We start from the raw sequence: 12,378 nt of genomic DNA, 5'->3' as shown, positions 1-12,378 counted from the left end.
CAATTATTGTTTCGACGGCGGCGCAACGGAGCTCCGCACGACGATTTCTACGGGAAGCAGCTCTTCCGGATGGGCCGGAGTTTCCTGTTCCCAATTGGTTTCGGCGAGCAACGACAGGGCGCGCTGGCCAATGGCCCTGACCGGCTGGCGAATGGCGGTAAGCGGCGGATCGAACAGATGCAGCGGGCCGACATCGTCGAAGCCGATCATCGATACGTCCTGCGGAATGCGCACACCCTGCGCCCGCAAGACTTCAATCATCCCGATGGCGATTTCGTCAGAGCTGGCGAAAATTGCCGTGGCGGGACGGCCTTCGGAAAGAAAACGCAAGGCCGCCTCGCGACCGAACTCCGCAGTATAGTCGCCGCAATAACGCATGATCGACGGCTCGGAGCCGCAATGTGTCCGCAACGCTGCCTCCAACCCAAGGAAACGCCGCTGCGTGCTGAGCATCTCTGCCGGGCCGCCGACATAAAGCACGCGTTCGTGGCCATATCCAGCAAGGTGTTCGCCGGCCAAGCGGCCGCCCTGTTCATTGTCACAGAACAGCTTCGGCACGGATGCCCCACTGACGTCTTCATCGACCACAACGACTTTGCCGGTGGCGCTGATAAGCTCGGCAAGCTCGTCCGTATCGGGGTGGTTGGTAACGAAGACCAGCCCGTCGACATGGTTGCGGGCAAGAAGCCGCAGATAGGACAGTTCGCGTCCCGGCCGGTTCAACGTTGCGAAAAGCGATACGGCAAGACCGCGTCTGTCTGCCTCCTCTTCCACTGCTGCAACCAGCATGCCGAAGAACGGGTTGCCGATATCGGGAACGACGAGACCGATCGTATCGGAGCGCCCACGGCTCAGACGCCGGGCATGCGGGTTAGGAACATAGTTGAGCTGGCGAATTGCGTCTTCGATGCGGGCCTTCGTGTCCGCAGGCAATTCCAGCGAGCCGTTGAGCAGCCGCGACACCGTGGCGACGGAAACACCCGCCGTGCGGGCAACATCCTTCAGACTGGTCGCACGATTTGGCGCCATCATTCTTCCCGTTCCTGTTCCCGTGGGCCTTTGGCCTCTTGATAGGCTTGTAAAGCGATTTACTAAACCGGTTTACAAGGAAATCCAAAACTTGCCCCCTGTCAAGATCATTTGGTGAGGCATTCGAATTTTGGCATATCGGAGACTTTTGCGGCCTTCCGACGGACAAAGGCCATCGCAGGAAGAGTGACGGCGCTCCTCGCCTTCACATAGAGGTGTCTTCGATCAGCACCTCTGATTATCAGGATTGTTTCATTGCTAAACGAGTGAAACGGGTCCACTGTGTTTGTTCCAGCAGCTGTAGTACGGGCGCTGCTGTTTAAGGGTTGAATACCCTGGCCCCGACAAAGGAGGACGCCATGTCTTCCATATTCCACCAACCGACAAAACAGAATCTCGCAACGCTAGCTGGCTACGTCTTGTCTGCGGCAAGTGTGGCGCTGATCGTTTACATCCTGATCGGCGCATAGTTGCGATAACCGGCTGTAACTGTGCAGGTTTTAACGCAACGGAAAGCGGTGTTGGACATGATCGAAAGAACCACAGAGACCGAAATCACATTCACGCATCCGTTCCGTCTGGAGGCCCTTTCGGAACCCTTGGGAGCGGGCACTTATCGCCTGGTCATAGACGAGGAATTGATAGAGGGCCTCAGCTTCACGGCGTATCGCCGCGTGGGAACCCATCTAGAGATTCCCGCGATCGCTGTCGCCATGAACCGCCGCCAGTTCCTTCAGGTGTCACCAACTGAAATCGATGATGCATTGGCTCGCGACGTCGCAACCGCAGACGTCGGCCCGCGCGCCATTCCATGATCCCGCAATGGTCGCGCATTTCCTAAAGTGCGTAACAGTTTTACGCCCGGAAAATGCGTAAAAACAAATAGCGAGAGCACGTCAGACAATTTTGTTTAAACAGGATGTGCTCTAGCCGAAGTCGGAAGTCGTCAGGACGTTCAAATTGCGCCGGTACTTGGCATACACCTTCTTGGCAGCCTCGTAGATCGGCGTGCGCATTGCGTCAAAAGACGAAAGGCATTGGGCTTCCGACATGCCTGTTGCATGCACGCCGCCCTTGGCGAGTGCAGCAGCTTCGACAAAAAACCGGATTTCGAACATGCCGTCATGGCCGAAAAACCGCACAGCTTTACGCACGTCGTCAAAACTGCGGGCCGAGTTGGGGAAAGCCAGTGTCATGCTTCACACCTGCTGCGTTCTTCCCTTCGCAAAACGTTGCGACGATTGAGTGAAAGCATGCCATCGGTTGCTTCCGATATGCTGAGTTCGGTCAGCCTGCGGCCACCCACCCGTACCGGCACACCGGTGAATACATGATATATGGTCCAGGTTTGGTCCCTCTCGATCCTTCTTCCATATTGGGAGTCAACCGTATCGGCAACGGAAGTCCCGCCTTCGTTCTCCCAAACTTCGATCCTGAGCGCCTGGCGTCTTTGGTCGTTATAACTATTCATGGTCTTGCCTTTTATCCGAGGCTTCAGCGCGGCTTTGATCCGCGTGGAGCCGGTTTTATTCTACATTGCAACTGCTGCGTTCCTGTCTCTCGGTCGAAAGTCCCTATCGATCGGAGTGGTGCTTGAGCCAGACATCCCTAAGAACCAGATGCGGTGTCGTGTCCGGGCGGTACCAAGAAAATCCAGGAGCGAAACGACCAGACGCCATGAAATGGCACTGGAGAAATGCAGATGGTTTGCGTTGTGCAACTGATGGCAGCGTAGTCCCCCGTCAACCTGCATGCTCGTGACGCAACAGGTGACATCTCGGTGATTACCGCAAAGAAATACGGCACCGTCAGCGCAAACATTCACTAAAGGACAACGAAGAAGAGGCGGTGCCTCTCTGACACCGGGGAGCCGTGCTGCCAGCACAACGAAGCCTATACTGCGCCTGGATTGCGCGGAAAACAAGGCGGACGCTAAAACCTGCCGGGCAGACAAAGCAAACACGTCTATTCAAAGCACGCATTTCTACGCCATGATAGAGGTAGCCGAGCCCTGTTTTCCTGTCCTTCCCGGATCAACATCAGCAGGCAGGCATCGCAGCCGGCAAATCGGGCCCGAAAAACCCAGGCTACTTTAGGCTGACAGGATCATGCGCTTTTTTTCCTGTCCGGAAAGAAACTCACGGACATCCTGTTCTCGTAGCGGTGCCGCATAGATATAACCCTGCACCAACGTAGCACCGAGACCTTCAAGCGCCGCGAGTTCCTCCCGTGTTTCGACCCCTTCCACCACGCATTCCAACCCCATGTCGCGGCTGAGCGTGAGCAGCGATTTCACGATTTTGTAGCTGGCTGGCTTTTCGTGCAGATCCGTAACGAAGCTGCGGTCAATCTTGATCTTGGTGAGGGGAAGAGCGTGCAGCCGTGTCAGGCTGGAATAACCGGTGCCGAAATCGTCAAGCGAAATGCCGCAACCGAGCCGCCGCAGCATTTCGACCGACTGCCTGACCTGTTCGAAATCATGCGCAAAGGCCGTTTCGGTAATCTCTAGGTCAATACGTGTTGCGTCGAAGCCGCTGTTTTCGATGATGCCGATCAATGACAGCACGCCTTCGCAGGAATTGAGGTCATGGGCGGAGAGGTTGAAGGACAGTCTAAGGGATGGCTCCCATGCCGATGCGGAAACGAGAGCGGCTCGAAGAAGAGGCCGTGTCAGCGAGCTGACGATACCGGCCCGCTCGGCAATGGCGAAGAACTGGGCAGGCGGGACATGCCCAAGGACCGGGCTGTGCCAGCGCGCCAGTGCTTCAAAGCCCGCAGCTCTTCCATCGCGTATGTCGACGATCGGTTGGAACACGACTGAAAGCTCGTTTTCTATCTCTTTCTGCTTGAGCAGATGTTCGATACGGGCTTCGATATTGATCTGCTTTTCATGCTCCGCATCGAAGAGGACGGCATCGCCGCGCCGGGTTTTCTTGGCGTGATACAACGCATAGTCCGCGCGGTCGAAAAGTTGCTCAAGCGTCAAAGCGAGGCACGGAAATACGGCTATCCCCATGGAAGCAGCGACATGTACCGTTCCCTCGGGCAGATGATAGGGCGCCCTCAACCGTTCCGAGATCAAGTTCGCATTTACGACGAGTTGCGCATCATCGGGTATGATTGGTGCAACGATCGCAAACTCATCTCCCCCAAGGCGGAATGCCTTGCTGGTCGTCAGAGTTTCGGTGAGACGTTTGCTAACGTTGACGAGCAGCCTGTCGCCCACGGAATGGCCGTAAAGGTCGTTGACGGGCTTGAACCCATCAAGATCGATAACGCCAAGCGCCAGTCGCGTTCCCGCCACCCTTGCTTTTTCGATTTCGGCTTCGAGATGGGCGAAAAAGGCGCGGCGGTTGGGCAGTTCCGTCAGGCTGTCGATATTGGCAAGCAGCAGGTTCTCATTGTTCAGCGCTTCCGTGCGCTGCTGCGAAACAATCATGCGCTCGAAATTGCGGTAGTTGGTCAACAGGATGGACATCATGCCAGCGCAGACCAGAAGGACATTGATGGCAATGGCGATGAATGTCGGTTGCCTTGAGGCCAAAAAGAAGATGATGAAGGCGCCGTTGACGATGGCCGTGACCATGAAGGCGGCCGAACGCACATACATCAGACAGAAGATGCAGGAGATAACGGTAATCGCCATGTAGAAGGCGACATGAGACTGCGTATAGGCGTCCCCATAGGGCACCAGCAAAAAAGACCAGAGCGTGAATATAATGGCGATACCGGCTGCCAGGCGATTTGTGCGCTGAAGCGCTGCATGGGCCACCTTCGGCGGGGGATCGATACCGCGGGTTCTCCACCAGAATGCAACCCTGACGGTGCAGCCGAGTGTGAAAAAAGCGGGAATTCCAATGGTGAGCCAAAACGGCGCCAGTTGCAGATGTGTAGTAGCCAGCGCCCATGTACTTGAAATCAGTATGAAATACATCATCGGCATCTGCCGCGTGAAAGCGCGATATTGCGCTTTCAGCAGGTCCGGATTGTCGGACCGGACAGACATAAAATACAGCAATTTCTGTTTGGCGCCAAGTATGTTCATTTGCACGACTCATCGAGTACAGAGTCGGTTATTTATCAAGTCCGTGTTACATCATCGGAAATACACAAGGTAAATCAAGAGGAAATGAAATCAACTCCAAGGTGTGCAGTCATGTTTTTACATAATCTGCGGCAAATAAGCTCTATTGCTGAATAGAAATCAGCTGAGTACGACGATCGTTGCCGGCGTTTCTTGTTGCGGCCATCGCTGCAGCGCCTCCTGTCCGGCAGGGGTCAAGCCATAGACGCCTCTATCCAGACGTTCAAACCAGCCATAGACGTTTGCAAGCAAAATCTTCCCGGCATCCGGTATGCTGGATCTGACCTGACGCACGCGCAGCGGCCCTGATGCCAACGCCAAAGCGCAGCCGAGTGCCTGTTGGCGGTACGCGGTCATGATTGGTGCGCGAGTGCTTCCACCCACCGCCGGATCTCCGCGTCGCCTCTTGTGTTCACGTATCAATCGCGAACGCCGTTTCGGATTGGTTCGCGGCATCGGTGATATGGAACTGACGATAACGCTGACGTCGCCAACATCGGAAATGCCGAGCATGCCGATCCCGAGCCTGCGGCAGAGGTCGCGGTAACGTTTGTCAGCCTCGCGGCCCTTGCCCTTGGCTGAGACCCGTGCCGCAATCCAGACCTCGTCTGCCATAGCCGCGCGATCAACCGCCTGCAAAATAAGCTCCAGATTGAAGCTCAGTTTCAGCTCGCAGATGACGACAACAGGCGGATCGTTATCGCTCAAGCCCACGAGGTCGCAACTGCCAACCTCGCCTTTGACAGTGTAGCCCGCTTCCTCGAGGAAACTTTTGACGGGCAGATAAAGCGAAGTTTCCATGTACCCGCAGATTAAATTGACGAACCAGGCCCTAGATATATCGATCCGCCTGCGCAGAACAACCGCTATAACCACCAATGCGGTTGCAAGTTGTCGGTGATGCGGGCAATCGCCAATAGTACCGGAATGATCAACTGGCACTTCTCCCCAGAGCGGACGCTTTTTGGGGGAGATACGATCAAAAATCGTCACGGATTCGATGTGCGATCGCAAGACACCGGCGATCAGAGTCCAATCGCCGGTGCAAGTGTTTACAACAATGCTTTCAGTCTCTCATCAGACGTCAGGCGTGAAAGACGCGCATTTATCAAAACTCTTCCCAGTTGTCCGGCGATGTGCTCAGGGCAGCATTGCCGGAGAACGCAGCTTTAATCTTTCCGCCGAGTGCACGCGCAGGAGAAACTGCAGGCCTGTCGGCGGACGAGGCTGCGCGAACCGGTGCGGAGATGTCGCTGTAACCACCTTCTGACAATTTGAACCGAGCGAGCAGTTGGTTGAGCGACGAAGCCTCGCGTGCAAGCCCGTGGCTTGCCGCCGTGCTTTCTTCCACCATGGCAGCGTTCTTCTGAGTGTCCTGGTCCATCTGGTTCACAGCCGTATTGATCTGCTGGAGACCAGAAGATTGCTCCTGTGCCGATTCCGCGATCGCCATCACGTGACGGTTGATTTCCTGTACTTCCGTAACGATGAGTTCGAGTGCCTTGCCCGTTTCGCCAACCAGTTGCACACCCTGCTGAACCTGACTGTTCGATGTCGTAATGAGATTCTTGATCTCCTTGGCGGCACCTGCGGAACGCTGTGCCAGTTCGCGAACCTCTTGGGCAACAACCGCAAATCCCTTGCCCGCCTCACCGGCACGGGCAGCTTCCACGCCTGCATTCAGCGCCAGAAGGTTGGTCTGGAAAGCAATCTCGTCGATCACGCCGATAATGTTGGAAATCTCATCAGCGGATGCAGCAATTTGCTCCATTGCCGTGACTGCTTTCTGCACCACTTCTCCCGACTGTTCCGCACCAACTTTTGCACGACTGACAAAGTGGCCCGCTTCTTGCGCCCGTTTGGTCGAGTCTTTCACCGTCGTGGTGATCTCTTCCAGTGCAGCAGCAGTCTCCTCGACGGCCGCTGCCTGCTGTTCCGTACGCTTGGCCAGATCGTCGGCTGCGGCCCTGATCTCTTTCGCACCGGAGTCGATGCCGCGCGCGTTCTGCGCCACCTGGTTCAGAGTCGATTGCAGCTGTTCCGCTGCCCTGTTGAAGTCGCCGCGAATACCGTCAAGGCTGGACACGAACGGCTGAGCGATCCGGTAAGTAACGTCGCCCTGAGCGATCTTCGAAAGGGCAGCAGCAAGGTTGTCGACGGCGAATTGCACGTCGGCAGCTTCTTTCGCCTTCTGTTTCTCGCGCTCTATCCGGTCCTGCTCTGAAGATGACCGATGGTTTTCCGTTTCATTCTCAAGCCGGAGGCGCTCGATGGCGTTCTCGCGAAATGCCTGAACAGCAGCGGCCATCTGGCCGACTTCATCCTTGCGGTCCATACCTTCGATTTCGCTGGCTGTATCGCCTGCCGCCAACGACCCCATCCGCTCGCGAAGCCGCGCAATCGGGGTGGTAATGCCACGCGAGGAAATAAGCAGGCCGAGCGCGATCAATGCCAGGGAAACAAGTGCTATGCTGACCAGAGCTGTCCAGATTGTCGTGTTGGTGCTGGCCGTGAGGCGATCTCTCCCATCGTTCATCACCTGGATCAGTTGCTCGTTCCCCGCGCTGATTTTCGGTGAGACTTCAGTTATTTTTCGAAGGACGTTAAGCGCCATCTGCTGAGCTTCAGCATTTTTTCCCGCCTGCATGAGAGCGATGACCTGATTGCCGATTTCCTCAACCTCGGCAACGCCCTTGAGGATATCACGAGCGGCATCCGTCCGGGCCGGCACCAGCTGCATGATTTTATTCTGCCGTTCTTCCAGTTGCTTCCGGTCGGCCTTGAATGTTTTGACAGCGGCCTCGAAATCACTGCTGGTCGAGTCATTGAGGCTGGCGCGAAGCATCTGCATGCCGAGTGCATTGAGATTGCCGCTGGTTCGGGCGTTCAGCACCGCAGCAAGCGCCTCATTGGCGATGAAATCGCTGTAAACATTGTCGGTATTTTTATACTGCAAGCTGACGTAGCTGATTCCGGAAAGCGACATCAAACTCATCACTGATATGACGAATAAGACCTTTGTTTTTATTTTGGTATTCTTCAGGAAAGACATGAATAGCCTCAGGGCAAGCGCTCCTCCAGCTGTCCGCGCAGGAAGCCAGGGAAACAAACAATGGAACATCGCGGGTAGCTGTGCCCCTCCTCATAGGGCGACAAGCGGATATCCGCTCCGGGCCGCCAAAGGCTAGGCGCGTTGGATCCACTCGTTCTACCAGCCCCGCCGATGAAACTTTGGAACCTGCGTATTTTAGATTTCACAAAATTACTAAATGAAGTGTTACCCGGCATATGCAAACGATGACATGTGTGATGCCGTAAACTTACTCGGGCTTTTGGCGGCATCGTTATTTTCACGAGGATATCGATGGGGCCGACGGCTTCCCGCATCGATTTAACCGTCCGGAGGTCGCGTCACGCGAGGCAATGTCCAGCGTGCGGGCCATGGCTTTGCCCTTATTCTGTTCGATCAGCAGTCACGGTGTATGCATAAACTCACAATTTATTGTGGTTGCCCTTCGGAGCAATTTGGCCTTGTTTGTAGACTCACACTCTTCACGGGAGGGAAATTATGTCGATAAAAACAACAACTCGCGCCACGCTGCTGGTAGGATCGCTTCTGATTGGCGCAAGTTCCGCACTTGCAGAAACAGTTCTTCACCGCGGCAATTCCGGGGAGCCTCAGACGCTCGATCAGGCACAGACCTCGATCAATATCGAAGCCTTTATCCTCAAAGACCTATATGAAGGTCTCACCATTTACGATGCTGCCGGCAAGATCGTTCCCGGTACGGCGGAAAGCTGGACGCTGTCTGAGGATGGAACCGTCTACACGTTCAAACTGCGTGCAGATGCGAAGTGGTCGGATGGCACTCCGGTAACGGCTGGAGATTTTGTTTTCTCCTATCAGCGCGTCGAAGACCCGAAGACCGCAGCAAAATATGCGAATATTCTTTATCCGATCAAGAACGCCGAGAAGATAAACAAGGGCGAAACTTCGGTTGACCAGCTTGGCGTCAAGGCCGTGGATGACAAGACCCTTGAGATCACACTCGAGCGCTCAACACCGTTCTTCCTTGAACTCCTTGCCCACCAGACAGCTCTGCCGATCTCGAAGGCAAGCTTTGACAAGAACGGAACCGACTTCGTAAAGCCGGGCGTCATGGTCTCGAACGGTGCTTACAAGCTTGAAGCGCATGTTCCCAATGACAGCTTGACGGTGGTCAAGAACACCAACTTCTGGGACGCATCGAACACCAAGATCGACAAGGTCATCTTCTACCCGATCGACGACCAGGCCGCATCCGTTCGTCGTTTCGAAGCCAAGGAAATGGACCTCGCCTACAACTTTTCCGCGGACCAGATCGACCGTCTGCGCAAGGCCTATGGCGAACAGGTTCACGTTTCGCCGACGCTTGCGACCTATTACTATACCTTCGACACGCGTGAAGCGCCGTATAACGATGTCCGCGTCCGTCAAGCCCTGTCCATGGCAGTCGACCGCGATTTTCTCGCCAAGGAAATCTACAGCGGTTCGCAGGTTCCAGCCTACTCCATGGTTCCTCCGGGCATGGACTCCTACGGTGAGCCTGCGAAAGCAGAGTTTGCGACGCTGTCGCAACTCGATCGTGAAGACGAAGCCGTTAAACTCATGAAGGAAGCCGGTTACGGCGAGGGCGGCAAGCCGCTTTCCGTCGAAATTCGCTACAACACCAACCCGAACCATGAGCGCGTTGCCACCGCTATTGCGGACATGTGGAAAAATACCTTTGGCGCGAAAGTGTCACTGGTGAACCTCGACGTCGCCTCGCATTACGGCTACCTGCAGGAAGGCGGCAAGTACAACGTTGCGCGTGCAGGCTGGGTTGCCGACTATGCGGATGCGGAAAACTTCCTCGCCCTTTCGGTATCCTCCAACAAGACCTTCAACTACTCGAAGTTCAATAATGCCGAATATGATGCGCTGATGCAGAAGTCCTATGACGAAAAGGATCCTGCTGCGCGCTCCAAACTGTTGCACGAGGCAGAAACCATCCTCATGAAGGAACAGCCGGTTGCTCCGCTTCTCACACAGGCGGACCTGTGGCTGGTTTCCAACCGAGTGAAGGGTTGGGAAGACAATGCTGCTAACGAACACCTCAGCCGCTTCCTGAGCGTTTCCGAATAAGCAGTGCTGGCACGGTGGCCGAAACCACCGTGCCATGCCGGAGCCTGAAAATCATGATTTCATTTATCCTGCGCCGTTTGGCGAGCGCCGTGCCGACGTTGTTTATCGTCGTCACGATTTCGTTTTTCCTGATGCGTTTCGCACCGGGCGGTCCGTTCAACCTCGAGCGGCCCCTGCCCCCGCAAACCATGGAAAACCTGATGAGAACCTATCATCTGGATGAGCCATTGTGGCGCCAGTATCTCATCTATCTCGGCAACGCCGCCACCGGCGATTTCGGTCCGAGCTACATCTACAAGGACAACACCGTCGCCCAGTTGATCGGCAAAGGCCTGCCCTATTCGCTGCAGCTCGGTTGCTATGCTCTTTTGCTGGCGTTGGTCGGCGGCATTCTTGCCGGCACCTTTGCCGCACTCAGGCAGAATAGCACCTTCGATTTCTCCATCATGTCCATCTCGACCATCGGCATCACCGTGCCGAACTTCGTCGTCGCACCTGTCCTCACGCTTATCTTCGCCGTCTTGCTGGGGCTTCTGCCCGCAGGTAGCTGGGGTGATGGGTCGCTACGCTATCTCATTCTTCCGATGATCGCGCTCGCCTTGCCGCAGCTCGCGGTCATCGCGCGTCTGACGCGCGGTGCAATGATCGAGGCTCTGCGCATGGACCATATCCGCACCGCCAGGGCCTATGGCCTCCCGTCTCGCAGCGTCGTGGTGATTCACGCCATGCGCGCGGCGATGCTGCCGGTCGTTTCATATCTTGCGCCTTGCGCCGCAGCGCTGCTGACGGGCTCGGCGGTCATCGAGACGATCTTCACCATTCCCGGTGTCGGCCGCTACTTCGTTCTTGGCGCCATCAATCGTGACTACACGCTGGTCATGGGAACGGTCGTTCTCATCGCCATTTTCGTCATCCTGTTCAATCTCGTGGTCGATATTCTCTACGGCCTGCTCGATCCGAGGGTCAGACATGACTGATATCTCCGGCAATATCGCCCCTCAGCCATCGGTGAAAAGCCGAAGCCTGTTCCAGCTTGCAGCCCTGCGTTTCAGACGAAACAAGGCCGCCATGGCTGGCTCCATCATGCTTGTGCTGATCACACTTTTCTCGTTTATCGGCCCGCATTTCCTTTCACACACCTATGATCAGGTGTTTTCGTCCTACGTCTCCGTCGCGCCAAGCCTCGAGCCGCGCCCGGACGTGAACAACCTCCAGAGCGTCATGGAAGGTGTGGCAGGCCGTGCGCGCGTCGAACTGAAGGAGTTTGCCGTCGAAGGGCAGACCTTCACGGCAACGGTTACCTCCAGCAGCCCGATTGACCCGCGCACGACACGTTATTTCGACCGCGCCAACGAATTCGAAAACACGAAAGTCGTTGCTACGGAAGATGATGGTCGAACGCTGAAGTTGGAAGGCGATGTCAATCGCGAATACTTCTTCTTCGGTACAGATTCAAACGGTCGCGACATGCTGGCTCGCGTAATGCTGGGCGGCCAGATCTCCATTGCCGTCGGCGTTCTTGCCAGCCTCGTTTCGCTCGGCATCGGCGTGCTTTACGGCGCTACGGCGGGTTACATCGGCGGGCGCGTCGACAATGTAATGATGCGTTTCGTCGAGATCCTCTATTCGCTGCCCTTCGTCTTCCTGGTCGTGGTTCTCGTGGTTTTCTTCGGGCGTAGCTTCATCCTGATCTTCCTTGTCATTGGCGCAGTGGAGTGGCTGGATATGGCGCGTATCGTGCGTGGCCAGACGCTTGCCTTGAAACGGCGGGAATTTGTGGCGGCAGCTCAGGCCTTGGGTTTGAGCGACTGGCAGATCATCCGCCGTCACATCATCCCCAACACCATCGGTCCCGTGGTCGTGTTCGTGACGGTCGTCGTCCCGAAGGTCATACTTCTTGAAAGCTTTCTCTCCTTCCTGGGGCTTGGTGTTCAGGCACCACTCACGAGCTGGGGTGCGCTCATTTCCGAAGGCGCCAACAATATTCAGTCGGCTCCGTGGCTGCTGATATTCCCGGCAATCTTCTTCGTGCTAACGCTTTTTTCGCTGAACTTCGTAGGCGACGGATTGCGTGATGCACTCGATCCCAAGGATCGTTGAC

The 12,378-nt window shown here is 55.8% G+C and carries 10 protein-coding genes; 4 read left to right on the top strand and 6 right to left on the bottom strand.

What is annotated here, in order from left to right:
• Window positions 1–3: 3 nt before the first annotated feature.
• On the bottom strand, window positions 4–1,029 hold the full coding sequence (locus F617_RS0122780) for a LacI family DNA-binding transcriptional regulator (RefSeq protein ID WP_013762211.1): 1,026 nt from the start codon (window positions 1,027–1,029) through the stop codon (window positions 4–6).
• A gap of 527 nt (window positions 1,030–1,556) precedes the next feature.
• Here F617_RS0122780 and F617_RS0122770 point away from each other — a divergent pair.
• Window positions 1,557–1,844: a hypothetical protein gene (locus F617_RS0122770; RefSeq protein ID WP_019566850.1), complete on the top strand. Its 288-nt coding sequence runs from the start codon at window positions 1,557–1,559 to the stop codon at window positions 1,842–1,844.
• 111 nt (window positions 1,845–1,955) lie between these two features.
• Here F617_RS0122770 and F617_RS0122765 read toward each other — a convergent pair whose 3' ends face one another.
• From F617_RS0122765 to F617_RS0122745, 5 genes are all read right to left on the bottom strand, one after another.
• A complete protein-coding gene (locus F617_RS0122765) occupies window positions 1,956–2,225 on the bottom strand; it encodes a DUF1488 domain-containing protein (RefSeq protein ID WP_013762208.1) in 270 nt (89 codons plus the stop codon).
• The gene (locus F617_RS28930; RefSeq protein WP_025595135.1) at window positions 2,222–2,515 is read right to left on the bottom strand and encodes a hypothetical protein; all 294 of its coding nucleotides are present in this window, start codon (window positions 2,513–2,515) and stop codon (window positions 2,222–2,224) included. The genes F617_RS0122765 and F617_RS28930 overlap by 4 nt, the downstream gene beginning before the upstream one ends.
• A gap of 606 nt (window positions 2,516–3,121) precedes the next feature.
• Window positions 3,122–5,074 carry a bifunctional diguanylate cyclase/phosphodiesterase gene (locus tag F617_RS0122755; RefSeq protein ID WP_019566848.1) on the bottom strand — a complete coding sequence of 651 codons (1,953 nt, stop codon included), beginning with the start codon at window positions 5,072–5,074 and terminating at the stop codon, window positions 3,122–3,124.
• A gap of 159 nt (window positions 5,075–5,233) precedes the next feature.
• Complete coding sequence (locus F617_RS0122750; RefSeq protein ID WP_019566847.1) at window positions 5,234–5,914, bottom strand: DUF2161 domain-containing phosphodiesterase; 681 nt, start codon at window positions 5,912–5,914, stop codon at window positions 5,234–5,236.
• Between the two features lie 307 nt (window positions 5,915–6,221).
• Window positions 6,222–8,165, bottom strand: a complete 1,944-nt coding sequence (locus F617_RS0122745) for a methyl-accepting chemotaxis protein (RefSeq protein ID WP_019566846.1) — start codon at window positions 8,163–8,165, stop codon at window positions 6,222–6,224.
• A 516-nt stretch (window positions 8,166–8,681) separates the two neighbouring features.
• Here F617_RS0122745 and F617_RS0122740 point away from each other — a divergent pair.
• From F617_RS0122740 to F617_RS0122730, 3 genes are read left to right on the top strand one after another with little or no spacing between them, the layout of a single operon-like run.
• Complete coding sequence (locus F617_RS0122740; protein ID WP_019566845.1) at window positions 8,682–10,277, top strand: peptide ABC transporter substrate-binding protein; 1,596 nt, start codon at window positions 8,682–8,684, stop codon at window positions 10,275–10,277.
• A gap of 53 nt (window positions 10,278–10,330) precedes the next feature.
• A complete protein-coding gene (gene oppB / locus F617_RS0122735; protein WP_019566844.1) occupies window positions 10,331–11,254 on the top strand; it encodes an oligopeptide ABC transporter permease OppB in 924 nt (307 codons plus the stop codon).
• Window positions 11,247–12,377, top strand: a complete 1,131-nt coding sequence (locus F617_RS0122730; protein ID WP_003518322.1) for an ABC transporter permease — start codon at window positions 11,247–11,249, stop codon at window positions 12,375–12,377. Before oppB ends, F617_RS0122730 begins: the two co-directional genes overlap by 8 nt.
• Window position 12,378 lies beyond the last annotated feature (1 nt).

This window comes from Agrobacterium sp. 10MFCol1.1, from assembly GCF_000381165.1.
Classification (GTDB): domain Bacteria; phylum Pseudomonadota; class Alphaproteobacteria; order Rhizobiales; family Rhizobiaceae; genus Agrobacterium; species Agrobacterium tumefaciens.
This window is presented reverse-complemented; position numbering and strand designations above follow the sequence as displayed.

Bases quoted from the DNA above. Each gene is read 5' to 3' on its own strand.
- F617_RS0122745 (WP_019566846.1), bottom strand. From the start codon at position 8,165: ATGTCTTTCCTGAAGAATACCAAAATAAAAACAAAGGTCTTATTCGTC.
- F617_RS0122770 (WP_019566850.1), top strand. From the start codon at position 1,557: ATGATCGAAAGAACCACAGAGACCGAAATCACATTCACGCATCCGTTC.
- F617_RS0122730 (WP_003518322.1), top strand. From the start codon at position 11,247: ATGACTGATATCTCCGGCAATATCGCCCCTCAGCCATCGGTGAAAAGC.
- F617_RS0122765 (WP_013762208.1), bottom strand. From the start codon at position 2,225: ATGACACTGGCTTTCCCCAACTCGGCCCGCAGTTTTGACGACGTGCGT.
- oppB (WP_019566844.1), top strand. From the start codon at position 10,331: ATGATTTCATTTATCCTGCGCCGTTTGGCGAGCGCCGTGCCGACGTTG.
- F617_RS0122750 (WP_019566847.1), bottom strand. From the start codon at position 5,914: ATGGAAACTTCGCTTTATCTGCCCGTCAAAAGTTTCCTCGAGGAAGCG.
- F617_RS0122780 (WP_013762211.1), bottom strand. From the start codon at position 1,029: ATGGCGCCAAATCGTGCGACCAGTCTGAAGGATGTTGCCCGCACGGCG.
- F617_RS0122755 (WP_019566848.1), bottom strand. From the start codon at position 5,074: ATGAACATACTTGGCGCCAAACAGAAATTGCTGTATTTTATGTCTGTC.
- F617_RS0122740 (WP_019566845.1), top strand. From the start codon at position 8,682: ATGTCGATAAAAACAACAACTCGCGCCACGCTGCTGGTAGGATCGCTT.